18 protein-coding genes are annotated in these 16,172 nt (G+C 70.4%); 12 read left to right on the top strand and 6 right to left on the bottom strand.

Annotated elements, in window-relative coordinates; all coding sequences use genetic code 11:
* The first annotated feature begins 50 nt into the window (after positions 1–50).
* The 11 genes from AB0927_RS12310 to AB0927_RS12360 all read left to right on the top strand — a co-directional run bounded on the left by AB0927_RS12310 (position 51) and on the right by AB0927_RS12360 (position 10,937).
* Complete coding sequence (locus tag AB0927_RS12310) at positions 51–1,454, top strand: helix-turn-helix transcriptional regulator (protein WP_366667502.1); 1,404 nt, start codon at positions 51–53, stop codon at positions 1,452–1,454.
* On the top strand, positions 1,451–2,332 hold the full coding sequence (locus tag AB0927_RS12315; RefSeq protein WP_366667503.1) for an aminoglycoside phosphotransferase family protein: 882 nt from the start codon (positions 1,451–1,453) through the stop codon (positions 2,330–2,332). Before AB0927_RS12310 ends, AB0927_RS12315 begins: the two co-directional genes overlap by 4 nt.
* 832 nt (positions 2,333–3,164) lie before the next feature.
* A complete protein-coding gene (locus AB0927_RS12320) occupies positions 3,165–3,476 on the top strand; it encodes a helix-turn-helix domain-containing protein (RefSeq protein WP_366667504.1) in 312 nt (103 codons plus the stop codon).
* A gap of 48 nt (positions 3,477–3,524) precedes the next feature.
* The gene (locus tag AB0927_RS12325; RefSeq protein WP_366667599.1) at positions 3,525–4,793 is read left to right on the top strand and encodes a tyrosine-type recombinase/integrase; all 1,269 of its coding nucleotides are present in this window, start codon (positions 3,525–3,527) and stop codon (positions 4,791–4,793) included.
* Between the two features lie 76 nt (positions 4,794–4,869).
* Positions 4,870–5,640 carry a HipA family kinase gene (locus AB0927_RS12330; protein ID WP_366667505.1) on the top strand — a complete coding sequence of 257 codons (771 nt, stop codon included), beginning with the start codon at positions 4,870–4,872 and terminating at the stop codon, positions 5,638–5,640.
* Complete coding sequence (locus AB0927_RS12335; RefSeq protein ID WP_366667506.1) at positions 5,637–6,086, top strand: DUF3037 domain-containing protein; 450 nt, start codon at positions 5,637–5,639, stop codon at positions 6,084–6,086. The genes AB0927_RS12330 and AB0927_RS12335 overlap by 4 nt, the downstream gene beginning before the upstream one ends.
* Positions 6,087–6,235: 149 nt before the next feature.
* Entirely contained in the window at positions 6,236–6,997 is a 762-nt protein-coding gene (gene fabG / locus AB0927_RS12340; RefSeq protein ID WP_067049389.1) for a 3-oxoacyl-ACP reductase FabG, read from the top strand.
* A gap of 12 nt (positions 6,998–7,009) precedes the next feature.
* A complete protein-coding gene (locus AB0927_RS12345) occupies positions 7,010–7,774 on the top strand; it encodes an SDR family oxidoreductase (protein ID WP_366667507.1) in 765 nt (254 codons plus the stop codon).
* Between the two features lie 185 nt (positions 7,775–7,959).
* Positions 7,960–9,540, top strand: coding sequence for an ABC transporter substrate-binding protein (locus tag AB0927_RS12350; RefSeq protein ID WP_366667508.1), 1,581 nt, complete (start codon positions 7,960–7,962; stop codon positions 9,538–9,540).
* Between the two features lie 109 nt (positions 9,541–9,649).
* Complete coding sequence (gene ung, locus AB0927_RS12355; RefSeq protein ID WP_366667509.1) at positions 9,650–10,333, top strand: uracil-DNA glycosylase; 684 nt, start codon at positions 9,650–9,652, stop codon at positions 10,331–10,333.
* Positions 10,334–10,430: 97 nt separating this feature from the next.
* Positions 10,431–10,937 (top strand): hypothetical protein, encoded by a 507-nt coding sequence (locus AB0927_RS12360; RefSeq protein ID WP_366667510.1) that lies wholly within the window; start codon positions 10,431–10,433, stop codon positions 10,935–10,937.
* A 32-nt stretch (positions 10,938–10,969) separates the two neighbouring features.
* On the opposite strand, the gene AB0927_RS12365 is transcribed toward AB0927_RS12360, so the two are convergent.
* Positions 10,970–11,401 carry a hypothetical protein gene (locus AB0927_RS12365; RefSeq protein WP_366667511.1) on the bottom strand — a complete coding sequence of 144 codons (432 nt, stop codon included), beginning with the start codon at positions 11,399–11,401 and terminating at the stop codon, positions 10,970–10,972.
* A 252-nt stretch (positions 11,402–11,653) separates the two neighbouring features.
* Between AB0927_RS12365 and AB0927_RS12370 the strand changes: the two genes are divergently transcribed.
* Complete coding sequence (locus AB0927_RS12370; protein WP_366667512.1) at positions 11,654–12,565, top strand: Gfo/Idh/MocA family oxidoreductase; 912 nt, start codon at positions 11,654–11,656, stop codon at positions 12,563–12,565.
* On the opposite strand, the gene lnt is transcribed toward AB0927_RS12370, so the two are convergent.
* The 5 genes from lnt to AB0927_RS12395 all read right to left on the bottom strand — a co-directional run bounded on the left by lnt (position 12,483) and on the right by AB0927_RS12395 (position 16,107).
* Positions 12,483–14,057: an apolipoprotein N-acyltransferase gene (gene lnt, locus AB0927_RS12375; RefSeq protein WP_366667513.1), complete on the bottom strand. Its 1,575-nt coding sequence runs from the start codon at positions 14,055–14,057 to the stop codon at positions 12,483–12,485. The genes AB0927_RS12370 and lnt overlap by 83 nt on opposite strands.
* Before the next feature lie 91 nt (positions 14,058–14,148).
* On the bottom strand, positions 14,149–14,613 hold the full coding sequence (locus AB0927_RS12380; protein WP_366667514.1) for a nuclear transport factor 2 family protein: 465 nt from the start codon (positions 14,611–14,613) through the stop codon (positions 14,149–14,151).
* A gap of 84 nt (positions 14,614–14,697) precedes the next feature.
* Complete coding sequence (locus AB0927_RS12385) at positions 14,698–15,177, bottom strand: hypothetical protein (RefSeq protein WP_366667515.1); 480 nt, start codon at positions 15,175–15,177, stop codon at positions 14,698–14,700.
* Positions 15,178–15,226: 49 nt separating this feature from the next.
* Entirely contained in the window at positions 15,227–15,406 is a 180-nt protein-coding gene (locus tag AB0927_RS12390) for a hypothetical protein (RefSeq protein WP_366667516.1), read from the bottom strand.
* Positions 15,407–15,636: 230 nt separating this feature from the next.
* Entirely contained in the window at positions 15,637–16,107 is a 471-nt protein-coding gene (locus AB0927_RS12395; RefSeq protein ID WP_366667517.1) for a helix-turn-helix domain-containing protein, read from the bottom strand.
* Between the last annotated feature and the right edge of the window lie 65 nt (positions 16,108–16,172).

Below are 16,172 nucleotides of genomic sequence, written 5' to 3' on the forward strand. Positions count from 1 at the left end.
ATCTTGATTCGGAAACCTCGATCTTCCGATTCGCGAGCGAGGAACAGCCCATGCCAAGACCCGAGAAGCAGTTGACCCCGGACGCGTCCCCGCGTGACTGGTTCGGTCATGAACTGCGGACCTGGCGCAAGAAGCGCGGCCCTCTCACCCACGCCGAGTTGGGTGCGAAAGTACAGGTCAGCGGTTCACTCACTGAGAAGATCGAGAAGGGGACCGCCACCTGCTCGAAGGACTTGGCTGAACGCTTGGACGAGGTCCTGCAGACGGGCGGAGTCCTCACCCGGGCGTGGGGGATGGTGTTCGGGCAAACGGAAAAACCCCGCCCCGAAACGGAAAGCGCACCCCCTGCCAGGGCGGAGGAACCGGTTCAGGTCCATGAAGGCCGCATCCTGGGCAGAGGTAGCACAACACCTCCAAGCGGGAGCCCTGCCTCTGTGGACCGTCGCGCCTTCCTCGCCACGAGCGGCCTTGCCGCCATCGCCCCCATAGACCTTGTCCACCTCGTGACCCCAGCCGCCCCCCGGGAGATCCCGACTCAGATCCGCCCGCGCGAGATCGGGCAACTGAAATCGCTGGCCGATGTCATCCATCGCCAGGACAACGAGTACGGAGGCGGCGGCGCGGTGCGAGAACTCGCCCGCAGTGCCATCACGTGGGGCGCCTCCCTGCTGCCGGTGCCCTGCCCCGAACCCCTACGGCCTGAACTCCTCGCCTCCGTAGCCCGGTTAGGGATCGTCGTCGGCGCCTCGCAGTTCGACGCGTACGCCCATGACGATGCCCGAGTCAGCTTCCGGCTAGCCGCTGAATGTGCGGAGGAAGCCGGGGAGTGGCACCTGCGCGCCAAGACGTACTCGTTCATGGCCCGGCAGGAAATCTGGGTCGGAGATCCGGATACCGGCCTAACCCACGCAGAGAAGGGTCTGGTGCGCTCCGACCGACTCACCGCGACTGAGCGTGCCATGCTGCACACCGCACGCGCCCGCGCCTTCGGCAAGATGCGCGACGTGGCCAACACCCTGCGCGCGGTCGGAGAAGCCGACGCCGCGTTCGAGCAGTCCGACCCGGCACAGGATCCGCCGTGGATGGCCTACTACGACTACGCCCAGCACCACGGCGACACCGCCCACGCGCTGTTCGATCTCGCGGTCCACGCGGACCAAGACCCCGGGCAGGCGGCCCGCCGCTTCGAAATCGCAGTGAAAGGACACGGCAACGCCTTCGCCCGCTCGCGTGCCATCTCCGAGACAAAACTCGCTTCCCTGGTCATGGCCAAGGGCGACGATCCGCGGCACGCGGTCGTGCTCGGCCACCGAGCACTGGACGACGTCGGCAAGCTGACCTCCTGCCGGGCCGCCGAGGACCTGCGGGAACTCGCCCGGTTCGCAAGCCATCACCGGAAGCTCCCCGAGGCCAGCGACCTGCGCGAACGCATCGCGGCTACGGTGCAGGCGTGACCACTTCGCCCACGCCCACCCAAGCCGTACTTGCGGAGGCGTGCCTCGCTGCCGGCCTCGACGCGACCAACGCCCAACCGATACGCATCGCCGAGAACGCCATATGGCGTCTGCCTGGGGGGACGGTGGTGCGTATCGCTCGGCCCGGCCAGTCCGCCGCCGCAACGCGCGAGGTTCAGGTCGCCCGCTGGCTGGCCGCCCAAGGCGTGCCCGCCGTACGCGCCCTTGACCTGCGGCAGCCGGTCGCAGCCAGCGGGCACCCGGTGACGTTCTGGCAAGAGCTGCCGCCACACGAAATCGGGACCGTCACCGACGTCGTCGTGCTCCTCAAGCAACTGCACGCCCTGCCAAAACCAGACCTGCCACTGGGTGAGCTGGACCCGTTCGTCCGGCTGGTTGAGCGCATCGACGCGGCAAGCACAATTTCTGACGATGACCGGCAATGGCTGAACGGCCGGCTTGAAGATCTCAAGCAGCAATGGGCTTCGAGGCCGAAGGGCCTGCCCGAGTGTGTAGTCCACGGGGATGCATGGGTCGGCAACGTGGCGCGCACGGAGGCCGGCCCGTTGCTGATGGACTTCGAGCGCGCTTCGTTTGGCCCGCCGGAATGGGATCTCGTGTCGACCGCGGTGAAGCTCACGACGACCGGCGCGGTGTCTGCAGAGGAGTACGCCGCGTTCTGCAAGACCTACGGCGTTGACGTCACGGAGTGGGAGGGGTATGAACTCCTCGCTGGTGCACGCGAGTTGCGAATGGCGACATATGCCGCGCAGCACGCTGCCAGTCGCCCGGAATGGCGGCGTGAGGCGCAATACCGCATTGACTGCTTGCGCGGCCGGGCAGGAGCGCCGCCGTGGCGATGGAAGGGCATCATGTAGTCCACTACCAGCTGCTCACGTGTAGATACTCGCCTCATGGGCGGCCTTACTCCGTTTTAGACACACCGCCTGATCGGCAATATGACTCTTTGCCGCGATGCCTCCGGGTTGCCAAAGCGACGCATTCGCCTACGGCAGACAAGAAGGACCACAGAAAGACTGGATAGCTGCGCGAGGGCATGTCAACGTACAACGTCCCGCAAAAATCCAGGCCAGACGGTGCCACCGCTCGGCTGCGCTCACTTCTCCGAGACCACTCGGGGTCAGCGCCGCGAGGGTTGGCCCGCTGGCGTGGCTCCACCTTGGGAAGCCCGTCTGTCTGAGTCTGCTACCCGATCGGCTCGCTTCACTTCACCCGTGCTCTTGTCCCTCGGCGGCCTGGATGCCTGGGACGCTCCAACGATCGGTGATTATCTCGCGGTCTCCACGGGGTCCTGTGTCTCCGTCTGAGCGGAGAGCCTTTTCGGTGGAGCCGAGACCTGGCTAGTGCTGTGGCCGGGAAGGTTTGCCGGAAAGCTCTCGGCGTCCGGCGCGGTGCATCGCAAAGCGGAGCATCGCTCGCGTACTGGATGTACGCGGGTGACGCGACAACGCGGCGAGGTGCCGTGCCGGGCGTCGCGAGCCGGTGAACCTTTCCGGTCGCAGGGCTAGCGAGGGGCAACATAGACGACGATCGCCGGTTAACCAAACCGGCGATCGTAGAGACCATGGACGTGTTCGCATCCGGCTGAGCCGCGGATTGTCCGCCGCATCACCACGGGCGATGGGCGGGCGGAGAGCCGGTACTCCGCCCGCCTGAGCCCACTCCCCACCTCACCCCGTGGAAAACTCTATGCCTGCAAAACCGTCGCTTGCCTCTTCATCCGCTCTCGTTCCCAGGGCTGCCGTCCGGGCCGCGTTCCTCAACGTGAAGGACGCCGCCGAGTATCTCGGCCTCTCACCACACACGCTCTATGTCTGGCGGCACCGGCGGCAGGGACCGCCGAGCTTCCGCATGGGTCCGCGAGGGCGCGTCATGTACCGGCGGGAAGCCCTTGATGTGTGGATCTGTAAACAGGAGCAGGCCGATTCCCGTTCCAACGTCGCCCTGAATCCCCTGAACGCCACTCCACAGCAACGGCTCAGCCGTATCCCCAACGCCTGACGCGCCCTAGACAGTAGAGCGCCGTTTCACCCTGATAAGGAGGCTAACCTGCCCGGCTACATCGAAGACCGTTGGATCAAGAAGAAGAAGGATCCGATATCCGGGAAAAGGGAAAGAACTGCCCGCTATGGCAAGGGGAAGCGGTACAAGGTCGCCGGCATCCCCGGCATCCGCGACCGTTCCTTCGACACCCTTGAGGACGCCAAGGCGTGGCTTCGTCGGGCAGCCACGGACGAGGAACGAGGCGAGTTCGTGGACCCGCGCGACGGATCCATCACGCTGGCCGACTACATCACGATGCACTGGGCGCCGGGCAAAGGAGGTGTTCCGAAGACTCAGGACAACCAGGAGCGGAGAGTGCGCCTTCACATCGTTCCGCACCTGGGCGAACGCCCGCTAAGAAACATCACGGCGGCGGATCTGCGTGCGTACATAGCGAAGTTGGAGGCCACTGTCTCCTCGGTCGACTACCGACGCGGCATCCTGTCCGAGCTGTCCTCCATTCTGGAGGCGGCCGTCGACGACAAGCGGCTTGCCAGGAATCCCATGCATGCGAAGTCCGTGCGGTGGCCCAAGGCGCCGCAGGAGCGACGCGAGGCGTGGCCGTTGGAGAGGGCACTGCGAGTCCGCGATGCGATCAGCCCGCGAAACCGGATAGCCGTCGTAGTCGGCCTGGGCTGCGGACTCCGCCAGGGCGAGGTGTTCGGGTTGAGCCCGGAGGACATCGACTACGCGCGAGGTGTCCTCCACGTACGCCGCCAGATCCAGGCGATCAAGGGAAGGCTGTACTTCGCCCTGCCGAAGGGAGCCAAGACCCGTACCGTCGACATGCCCCCCTCGGTGGCCGAGGAGTTGAAGCGCCACGTCGAAGCGTTCCCGCCAGTGGAGGTGGAGCTTCCGTGGGGGAAGCCGGAGGGGCAGGGAAGGAAGTTCTCCCTGCTGCTCACCACACGACTTGGCAACGCCGTCGCGGTGAACACGTGGAACCCCTACACCTGGAAGCCCGCGTTGGCGGAGGCCGGCATCATCCCGCCTCGCGCCGAGGGAGCGAAACCCTGGCAGTGGGCGGCGGCCCCGAAGGACGGCTTCCACGTGCTGCGGCACACGTATGCCTCGATCATGCTGGAGGCGGGAGAGTCCGTCGTGACCTTGGCGCGCTGGCTCGGGCACTCCTCCCCGGCGATCACCCTCGGTTACTATGCTCACTTCATGCCCGAGGCCGGAAGCAAGGGGCGAACGGCCATTGACGGACTCCTGGGGAGACAGGGACATCTGCATGCCGGTCAAAACTCCCCAGATTCTCCCCAGGGTCGTTGACGGGCGATTCCTGCTGCCGCGCCCCCTTGAAGTTGATCTTGCATTGCAAGGCTGAAGAGATGGATGGCCTGGGAAAATGTTGAGAGAGGTCACCGCGACCCGCTACATCACGCCCTTGCGCGAGGGCGGCTCTCTGCCGGGACTCGTCGAGGCCGACGACTTCGGGACCTACGTCATGAAGTTCACCGGAGCCGGTCAGGGCCGCAAGACCCTCGTCGCCGAGGTGGTGTGTGGCGAACTCGCCCGGCGCCTCGGCTTCCGGATGCCCCGCCTGGTCACCGTCGCACTGGACTCCGTGCTGGGGCTCGGTGAACCCGAGCCGCAGGTGCAGGAGCTGCTGCGGGCCAGCGGCGGCACCAACCTCGGCATGGACTTCCTCTCCGGCGCCCTCGGCTACGACCCGCTCGCCTTCGAGGCGAGCCCCGAGGAGGCCGGGCGGATCGTCTGGTTCGACGCGCTGGTCAACAACGTGGACCGCTCCTGGCGCAACCCCAACCTCCTGGTGCACCGGGGCGAGCTGTGGCTCATCGACCACGGCGCCACCATGATCTGGCACCACAACTGGCCCTCCGCCGAGGCCTCCGCGGCCCGCCCCTACGACGCCTCCGAGCACGCCCTCGCCGGCTTCGCCCCCGACCTCGCGGCGGCCGCCGCCGACCTCGCGCCCCGCGTCACCGAGGATCTGCTCGCCGAGGTCACCGCCGAGATCCCGGACGCCTGGCTCGCCGGTGAACCCGGCTTCGACACCCCGGACGACCTGCGCCGGGCCTACGCGCGCCCGCTGCTCGCCCGTGCGGCCGGCATCGCCGACCGCGTCACCGGGGTCGGCTCGAAGGAGGACAAGTGAGCGAGACCCACATCCACATGGCCGGCCATGTGACCGAGCGCCACATCACCCGGGCCGGCCAGGGCGGCGACCGGGACGTCTTCGAGTACGCGCTGATCAGGGTCGTACCCCGGATCGAGCGCGGCGAGTGCGTGAACGCGGGCGTGGCCGTCTACTGCCGTGCCCGGGGCTACGTCGGCGCCCGCACCCACCTGGACGAGGCCCGGCTGCGCGCCCTGGACGCGGAGGCCGACGTGGCCGGGATCCGGGCCGCGCTCACCGCGATCGAGCGGCACTGCGCGGGCGGCGCAGAGGCCGGGCAGGCGGCCGGGGACGACGCCGGGCGGCGCTTCCGCTGGCTGATCGCGCCCCGCTCCACCGTGGTCCAGCCCGGCCCGGTGCACACCGGTCTGACCGCCGACCCGGCCACCGAGACGGAGCGATTGCTGGACCTCCTGGTGAGGTAATGGATCACAACGGCCGGATGTGCCGTTGACACCGGGTGCCAGGGCTTCTAGCGTCGTGTGGACTGAAGATACTAAGCGGTCGCTCACCGCTCCGGAAGGCCCTCCCGAAGGGTCGTACGGGTTCTCTCAAGGGCGAGGAGAAACAGCACATGTCCACCACTGAACAGCGGGTCGCGGTCGTCACGGGCGCGGCGCGCGGCATCGGCGCCGCCACCGCCGTACGGCTGGCCGCCGAGGGCCGCGCGGTCGCCGTGATCGACCTGGACGAGGCCGCCTGCAAGGACACCGTCGAGAAGATCACCGCGGCCGGCGGCAAGGCCATCGCGGTCGGTGCCGACGTCTCCGACGAGGCGCAGGTCGAGGCGGCCGTCGCGCGGATCGTCGCGGAGCTGGGCGCCCCGACCATCCTGGTCAACAACGCCGGTGTGCTCCGCGACAACCTGCTGTTCAAGATGAGCGTCTCCGACTGGGACACCGTCCTGAACGTGCACCTGCGCGGTTCCTTCCTGATGACCAAGGCCGTGCAGAAGCACATGGTCGACGCCGGCTTCGGCCGTGTCGTCAACCTGTCCTCCTCCTCGGCGCTCGGCAACCGCGGCCAGGCCAACTACTCGGCCGCCAAGGCCGGTCTGCAGGGCTTCACCAAGACCCTCGCCATCGAGCTGGGCAAGTTCGGCATCACCGCCAACGCCGTCGCCCCCGGTTTCATCGCCACCGAGATGACCAAGGCCACCGCCGACCGCGTCGGCATGGGCTTCGAGGACTTCAAGAAGGCCGCCGCGGGCGCGATCCCGGTCCAGCGCGTCGGCGAGCCCGAGGACATCGCCAACGCCATCGCCTTCTTCACCGGCGAGGCGGCCGGGTTCGTCTCCGGCCAGGTGCTGTACGTCGCCGGCGGACCGCTCGACTAGGGGACACCGGACATGACTACCGCAGAACTCCCGCCCCTGTCCGGCAAGGTCGCCCTCGTCACCGGCGCCAGCCGCGGCATCGGTTACGGTGTCGCCGAGGCCCTCGTCGCGCGCGGCGACCGGGTGTGCATCACCGGCCGCAACGAGGACGCGCTCAAGGAGGCCGTCGAGAAGCTCGGCGCCGAGCGGGTCATCGGCGTGGCCGGCAAGGCGCACGACCTCGACCACCAGAGCGAGGCCGTCGAGCGCACCATGGAGGCCTTCGGCCGCCTCGACCACCTGGTCAACAACGCGGGCACGAACCCGGTGTTCGGGCCCATCGCGGACCTGGACCTGAACGTCGCCCGCAAGGTCTTCGAGACCAACGTGATCTCGGCGCTGGGCTTCGCCCAGAAGACCTGGCACGCCTGGCAGAAGGAGAACGGCGGCGCGATCGTCAACATCGCCTCGATCGCGGGCCTCGCGCCCTCGCCGTTCATCGGCGCCTACGGCATCAGCAAGGCCGCGATGATCAACCTGACCCAGCAGCTGGCGCACGAGTTCGCGCCGAGGGTGCGGGTCAACGCGATCGCCCCGGCCGTGGTCAAGACGAAGTTCGCCGCGGCCCTGTACGAGGGCCGCGAGGAGGAGGCGGCCGCCTCCTACCCGCTGGGCCGGCTCGGCGTGCCGTCCGACATCGGCGGCACCGCCGCGTTCCTCACCTCCGCGCAGTCCGACTGGATCACCGGTCAGACCCTCCTCGTGGACGGTGGACTCTTCCTCAACGCCGGGGTGTGACACCACGTCCCGGGCACCGGATTCCGGACGGGCCGGTGCCCGGGACACCGCACAGCGGACACCTGCCGGAATGACAACGTCGTCATCGCTTTTTCGATCAAGTAGCCCTGGTCCAGGGGAGGTTGACCGTCCGACGCTGCGGTAAGGTCTGCCGACCTTGGTAGGCGGATCGAGGAGCGTGCGCGTTGTTCAACCGGAAACGATTCCTGCGGAGAGTCGCGGCGATCGCGTCCGTGTCGCTGGCGGCCGGCGGCTGTGGCCTGCTGTCCGACGGGGGCTCGGGCAGCGGAGGGCCGATCGTGGTCGGCACCACCAGTGCGCCCAGCACACTGGACCCGGCCGGCGCCTGGGACGGTTCCTGGGAGCTGTACCGGAACATCTTCCAGACGCTGCTCGCCTACCCGAACGGCGCGACGGCCCCCCAGCCCGACGCCGCCCAGAGCTGTTCGTTCACCGGCTCGTCGAGCCGCACCTACCGCTGCACGCTGCGCGCCGGCCTGAAGTTCGCCGACGGCCACCCGCTGAACGCGGAGGCGGTCAAGTACTCCGTCGACCGCATCCGGGCCATCAACGCCCCCGCCGGCCCCGCCGGACTGCTCGGCAGCCTGGAGAGCGTGGAGACCTCCGGCGACCGCGAGGTCGTCTTCCACCTCGGCAAGTCCGACGCCACCTTCCCGTTCGTGCTGGCCACCCCGGCCCTGTCGATCGTGGACCCGAAGGACTACCCGGCCCGCGCCCTGCGCAAGGACTCCGGCGCCGACGGCTCGGGGCCGTACAAGCTCCAGTCGTACCAGGAGGGCCGGCAGGCCGTCCTCACGAGCAACGGCAACTACCACGGCTTCGCCCAGCGGCAGAACGACGCGGTGACCATCCGCTACTTCCAGGACTCCGCCGGCATGGTCAAGGCGCTGCGCGACAAGCAGATCGACGTCACCTACCGCGGCCTCGCCGCCGGCGACATTCTCGCCCTCCAGCAGCAGGGCAACTCCGACCTCCAGCTCGTGGACGGCGCCGGCACGAGCATCAGCTACCTGGTGTTCGACCCCCGGGACCCCTGGGCCGGGCGGCCCGCCGTGCGCAAGGCGATCGCCCAGCTCGTGGACCGGGGCGCGATCGCCCACAAGGTCTACAAGGACACCGTCGACCCCCTGTACTCGATGGTCCCCAGGGGCCTCGTCGGGCACACCACCGCCTTCTTCGACGCCTACGGCGACCCGAGCGCCGACAAGGCACGGGCGATCCTCCAGAACGCGGGCATCCATCAGAAGGTCCCGCTGACCCTCTGGTACACCAGCGACCGCTACGGCTCCGAGACCGCCCTGATGTTCAAGGAGCTGAAGGCGCAGCTGGAGGGCTCCGGCCTGTTCACCGTCACCCTCAAGAGCCGCCCCTGGAACACCTACGTGGTCGGCTACCAGAAGGGCGAGTACCCGGTGTTCGGCCGCGGCTGGTCCCCCGACTTCCCCGACGCGGACAACTTCATCGCCCCCTTCACCGGCAAGCAGAACGCGCTCGGCACCCCCTACCCGGCCAAGGAGATCACCGACAAGCTGCTGCCGCACTCGCGGGCGCAGAGCGACCGCGGCCAGACGGTCGGCGACATGGAACAGGCCCAGCGGATCATCGCGAGCGACGCCCAGTTGCTCCCGCTGTGGCAGGGCCGGCAGTACGTGGCGGCCAGCGACGACATATCCGGCGGCGAGCAGGCCCTCGACCCCTCCACGATCATGATGATGTGGGCGCTGCACCGTAAGACCAGCTGGTGAGCGGTGGGGTGCGGCGGCCCCGGGAGCCCGTTGTCAGTGGGCGCCTGTAGGTTCTGCATCCTGGAAGTGACCGCACGCGGTAATTGATCGACATCGTGAGGACGTTGACGTGACCGACATCGCCATGCTGCCCGAGTCCTGGCGCGGGGTTCTGGGCGACGAACTGCAGCAGCCCTACTTCAAGGAGCTGACCGAGTTCGTCGAGGAGGAGCGGGCGAAGGGTCCCGTCTACCCCCCGCGCGAGGAGGTCTTCGCCGCGCTGGACGCCACGCCGTACGACAAGGTCAAGGTCCTCGTCCTCGGCCAGGACCCGTACCACGGCGAGGGCCAGGGACACGGCCTGTGCTTCTCGGTCCGTCCGGGCGTCAGGACCCCGCCCTCGCTGCGCAACATCTACAAGGAGATGCACGCCGAACTGGACCTCCCCGTCCCGGACAACGGCTATCTGATGCCGTGGGCCCAGCAGGGCGTGCTGCTGCTCAACGCGGTCCTCACCGTCCGGGCCGGCGAGGCCAACTCGCACAAGAACAAGGGCTGGGAGAAGTTCACCGACGCCGTGATCCGCGCGGTGGACTCCCGCCCCGACCCGGCGGTGTTCGTGCTCTGGGGCAACTACGCGCAGAAGAAGCTCCCGCTGATCGACGAGGAGCGGCACGTGGTGGTCAAGGGCGCGCACCCCTCCCCGCTGTCCGCGAAGAAGTTCTTCGGCTCCCGCCCCTTCACCCAGATCAACGAGGCGATCGCCCGCCAGGGCCACGAGCCGATCGACTGGCGCATCCCCGACCTGGGCTGACGCCGGCGCTCGGGCGCGTCGGCGCCGCCTGACCGGGAATTTTGGGCGGCGCCGGTTAGCGTCAGGGCACGACAGCGGACGATCGCCGGAGGACGCGGTGGCGGAGCGACGGGAACACACGGCCCTGGACGAGGTGCTGACGCGGATCGGCCAGGTCGTGATGCTGCACCACGGCGGCGACCGCGAGGAGGCCCGCAGTCGCTTCCTCGACCTGTGGGCGGAGATCGGTGAGGACGGCGACCCGCTGCACCGCTGCACCCTGGCCCACTACCTCGCCGACACCCAGGACGACCCCGCGGACGAACTCGCCTGGGATCTACGGGCGTTGGCGGCGGCCCGGGAGCTGCCCGACGGCGATCCGCGGGGCGTGCCGGGCTTCTTCCCCTCGCTCCACCTCAACCTGGCGGCGGACTACGTGAAGCTGGGCCGCACCGAGGCCGCCCGCGCCCATCTCGGTCACGCCCGCACCACCGCCGAGTCCCTCGCGGACGACGGCTACGGCGAGGGCGTCCGGGCCGCGATCGGGCGCCTGGAGCTGAGGCTGGAGCAGGACGGCCCGACGGGCGGCGGGCCCTGGGGACCGCCGCGGCAGCGGCCCAGCTGACGGGGGCGGGCACCGCCCCCCCGGGCCGGCGGTCAGTGCCGTCCGTACGTCCGCTCGCAGATCCGCGCCTCCGGGCTGTCGCGGCGCCAGCCACCGTACTTGCGGCCCAGGGCGCACACGTCCACGGGCACCCGCTGGGCGGTGCGCGGCAGACCTTGCACGGGGAGGCCCGCGCCGGACAGGGCGGGCTGACCCGCGGGCGGGCCGTCCTGGCCTGCGTGCGGGGCGGCCTTGGGGGCGGGCGCCTGGTCCCCGGACGGGCCGACCATCTCCAATGCCTCCCGGGCCGGTGCCTGCACCACCCTCGGCGACGCGCTGCCGTCCGTGCGGGGCGCCGTCAGCCCTGAGGGCGCGGCGTTCGGGAGCGGTCCCGGTGCCGCCGTGTGCCGTACCGTCACACAGCCGGTGAGGGCTGAGACGGCGACGGTGACCAGAAGCGCTGCGGTGGTCGTCGTTCGATGCACCCGCGCAACGATGCTGGTTCCGCGGCCGGTTGGCATCAAAGAGTCGAGCCCGATGCCCCCACCCGGGTGAACTCCCGCACCGAACGAGGGGTTTCCGGGCGCCTCGGGTGACGCCACGGCGGCGCGGGGACGCCTCGGACGCCGACGGCGCCGTCGATCCGCTCCCGGACGCGGCTTCGACGGCAGCGCCGGCCGGCGGCCCCCGTATGCTGCCGGGGACGTACACGCGGGCGAGCGCCAGGAGACAGACACGTGAAGGTCGGCTGCATCGGACTCGGGGACATCGCACAGAAGGCGTATCTGCCGGTGCTGGGCACGCTGCCCGGGGTCGACCTCCATCTGCACACCCGGACCCCCGCCACCCTCGCCCGGGTCGCCGACGGCCTGCACCTGCCGGACGGGCAGCGGCACGAGAGCCTGGACTCGCTGCTCGCCGCCGGGCTCGACGCGGCCTTCGTGCACGCGCCCACCGCCGCCCACCCCGAGATCGTCACCCGGCTGCTCACGGCGGGCGTCCCGACGTACGTCGACAAGCCGCTCGCCTTCCGGCTGGAGGACTCCGAGCGGCTGGTGGAGCTGGCGCGGGAGCGCGGCGTCTCCCTCTTCGTCGGCTTCAACCGGCGCTACGCCCCCGGGTACGCGCAGTGCCTGGAGCACCCGCGCGAGCTGATCCTGCTCCAGAAGAACCGGGTCGGGCTGCCCGAGGAGCCCCGCGCGATGGTGCTGGACGACTTCATCCACGTCGTCGACACCCTGCGCTTCCTCGCGCCGGGCCCGGTCGACGACGTCACGGTCCGCGCCCGCGTCCAGGACGGGCTGCTGCACCACGTGGTGCTCCAGCTCGGCGGCGACGGCTTCACCGCGCTCGGCGTGATGAACCGGCTCAGCGGCTCCACGGAGGAGATCCTGGAGGTCTCCGGCCAGGACAGCAAGCGCCAGGTGCTCAACCTCGCCGAGGTGATCGACCACAAGGGCCAGCCGACCCTGCGCCGGCGCGGCGACTGGGTGCCGGTGGCCCGGCAGCGCGGCATCGAGCAGGCGGTGCACGCCTTCCTGGACGCGGTGCGCGCCGGACGGGTGCTCAGCGCCCGGGACGCGCTGGCGACCCATGAGCTGTGCGAGCGGGTGGTACGAGCGGTTCAGGACCTCCCCGGCGCGGCCTGAGCACCCGCGCCCCCTCGCCGGCGCACAGCGCGGCCAGCACCAGCAGCGCGGCGTGCACCGGCCAGTCGCCGTAGCGGACGTACGGCGTGACGCCGTGCGCGAGCGGCACGTCGTACACCCGCGCGGCACTCGCGCCGGTCCCCAGCCACGGGCCGAGCCGCTGCCCGCCGGGGCCGTAGGCGGCGGAGACGCCGGTGAGGGTCGCGTGCACCATCGGGCGGCCGGTCTCGGCGGCGCGCAGGGCGGCCAGCGAGGCGTGCTGCTCCGGCGCCCAGCTGTGCTGGAAGGTGGAGGTGGAGGACTGGCCCAGCAACACGTCCGCGCCGTCCTCGGCGAGATGCCGGCCCATGTCGGGGAACGCGGTCTCGAAGCAGATCAGCGGGCCGATCCGCAGCCCGTGCCCCACGTTCATCACGGTCTGCTCGGTGCCGCGCCCGCGGTCCTCGCCGGCCGCCTTGCCCACCGAGGTGGCCCAGCCGAGCAGGGAGCGGGCGGGTATGTACTCGCCGAAGGGGACCAGACGCATCTTGTCGTAGCGGTCGCCGGTCGGGCCGTCGGGGCCGATCAGCACCGAACTCTTGTAGATGCCGGGCCGGTCGGAGCGGCGGGCGTCCACGTTCACGAGCACGTCGGCGCCGGTCGCGCGGGACAGCGCGGCGATCCGCCGGGCCAGGTCGGGCCGGTCGGCGAGGTCGTAGCCCACGCTGGACTCGCCCCACACCACCAGATCGACGTCATGCCCGACGAGCCCCCGCGTCAACCGCTCCTCCCGCTCGAAACGCCGCTCGGCGCTGTCCCGCCCGGCCACCACACCCGGCTGTACGACGGCGATCCGCGTCCTGCCGTCGATCTCCGGCCGGGGTGCCCACGCCCACGCGGCCGCGGTCGCGGCGGCGGTGGCGGCCACCGTGGCCACCGCGGGCAGCCGCGCCGCGGGCACCGAGACCAGCGCGGCCACCGCCACGTTCACGGCCACCACCAGGAAGCTCAGCAGCCACACCCCGCCGACCGAGGCCAGCCGCAGCGCCGGTGCCACCTGCCACTGGCTGGCGCCGAGGATGCCCCAGGGGCCGCCGAGCCCCTGCCAGGAGCGGACCAGCTCCACCAGCAGCCAGCCCGAGGGCAGCACCAGGAGCGCGACGGCGCACCGGCCGGGGGAGGGGGTGCCGCCCAGGTACCGGCGGACCAGCAGGCCCCAGGGCATCCACAGCAGACCGAGCAGCGCGCCGATCAGGAAGATGAACACGTGCAGGCTCGGCAGCAGCCAGTGGTGCACGGCCACCAGATAGCCGAAGCCGCCGCACCAGCCGTCGTACGCCGCCCGCCGGCCGGTCGGCGCCGAGCGGGCCACCAGCAGCCAGGGGACCAGGGCGACGTAGGCGAACCACCACAGCGAGGGCGTGGGGAAGGCCAGGACGGGCAGGGCGCCCGCGAGGGCGACGACGGCCGAGCGCCGCCAGGGGGAGGCAAGCCAGCGGTCGATCGTCCTCATACGGAGCCTCCCTACCCCAGGGCTCCAGTGTGCGCGCCGCAAGCGATCTACGACAGGGGGCCTCGGACCCGCCCGGTCACCGTCCGGTTCGTCACCGCTCCGGTGCCGTCCGCCGCCACTTCTCCGTGGCCACGACCTCGCCGATCCGCCAGCCCTCGGGCGTGCGCAGCAGCCCGAAGTCGTACCGGCCGCCGCACTCCAGATCCGGCGCGGCCGGACCGTCCCCGTCGGTGAGGCGCATCGGGTTGAGATAGTCGGCCCGCACCCGCGCGGTGTCCCCGGTGTCGTGCTCCAGGACCCCGAACCGCACCCGCCGGTTGACGATCAGATGCTGGCGCACGGCGTAGCGCGCCAGATTCCCGGCGAGCCACCCGGCGACCTGCCCGGCCTCGCCCTCGATCCCCCCGGACGAACGGTAATCGGCTCTCCCCCCGGGCGTGAACAGGTCCCGGTACGCCGTCCAGTCGCCGTCGTCCACCGTCACCGCGTACGCGGTGACCAGCTCGTCCACGGCCAGCCGGTCCAGTACGGTCGCGAGTTCCGCACGCTGCGTCATCGGCTCAGTCTTCGCCACGGCACGGACGGAGCCAAGAGGCAGGCGGGAAATTCGGCGGTTCGGGGGAGCGGGAGGCGGCGGCGGTCACTCGATGCCCAGCGGGCCGATGCCCAGGTCCTCGCGCATGAGGTGACGCATCCGCGCCATGGCCGCGCGCCGCCGCGCTATCAGGGGCGCGTCCTCCTCGGAACCGACGGCCACCCCTCGGGCGTAGGCGTCGCGCAGCGCGCGCAGGCCGTGGAACGCCTCGTTCCCCGCCGCCACGACGTCCGGCGGTCCGACCAGCCACAGGCGTTCGCTCGCCGTGTAGACACCGGTGCCGCGGACGGCCTCGCGCACGGCCGCGTCCCGTGCCGACGCGGACAGGTGATCGCCCAGGGCGACGGCCCGTATCTCCTCACCCGCGGCCTTGAGGGCGGAGACGTACGCGGTGTACACCTCGCGCCGTATCTCCAGCGCGTGCCGGGCCTCCTCGCGCCGCCACCGGTTGCGATCGGCGATCAGGGTGGCCGCGATGCCGATGGCGGCACCGGTGAGTGTGGAGAGCAGGGGCATCCAGTCCATGGGCCGCAGCTTGTCCGAAGCGGCGGGCCGGCACCAGAGCCTTTCGCGGTCAGGCCGCCTCGATGACCTCCTCGCGGATCGCCTTGGCCCACTCCACGACCAGCAGCTCGTACTCCGTGCGTTCCTGGGCCGAGAGGGAGCCGCCCGTGCGCAGCCAGAGCGCCCGGATCTGCTCGTTCACCTCGGCGGCAGACCGTGCGGAACCCGGGGGCGGGAAATGGGGGGACATGCGGAACAGCCTAGGGGCAAGGGCTGACACTGCGCTACCGCGTCGCTACGCAGAACGTATGCCGTTGGTCACCGGCGCCTGTGGCCGCGCGCCGTGGTCGGCCCAGTTCAGGTGGCATATGCCCGGCCGAGTCGACGCCGAGGGGGCGGTCGGGAGATGGCCGAAACGGGGGTGTGGGGGCGCCGCGAACCCGGCCGGACACGGGGCGACCGCCCTGTCGGCGGGGCGGTTCAGGAGGCGACGGGGCCCTGCACGGTCCAGCCCGGGGTCTGCGGGTGGGCCGTCAGGTCGTCGTGGTGCACGGGGGCGCCGCAGGCCTGGCAGGTGACCACCGGGACGAGTTCGTGGCCGCAGCTGTGCTCCATGCTCATGGGCAGGTCGGTCTGGTGGCGCAGATGGCGGTCGCCCCACTCCTTGAGGGTCATCAGCACCGGTTCCAGCTCCAGGCCCGCCGCGGTCGGCCGGTAGTCGAAGCGCAGGGGGTGCTCGCTGTAGGCGCGCTTGGTCAGGATCCCGGCGTCCACGAGCCGCCGCAGCCGGGCGGCCAGGACGTCGCGCGGGGCGCCGATGTTGCGCACCAACTGGTCGAACCGGCCGTTGCCCAGGCATACCTCCCGCAGGACGAGCAGGGAGTACTTCTCGCCCACCACCGCGAGGGTGTCGGCGATGGAGCAGGGGCGCGGGTCCTTCGATGCGGCCATGGGGCCCAGTTTAGTTGAGGGTTTGGTTTTCCAACCCTTGCGAACGTCATGGGTTCCCTCGTCCC

The organism is Streptomyces sp. NPDC048106 (genome assembly GCF_040706415.1).
Taxonomy (GTDB): domain Bacteria; phylum Actinomycetota; class Actinomycetes; order Streptomycetales; family Streptomycetaceae; genus Streptomyces.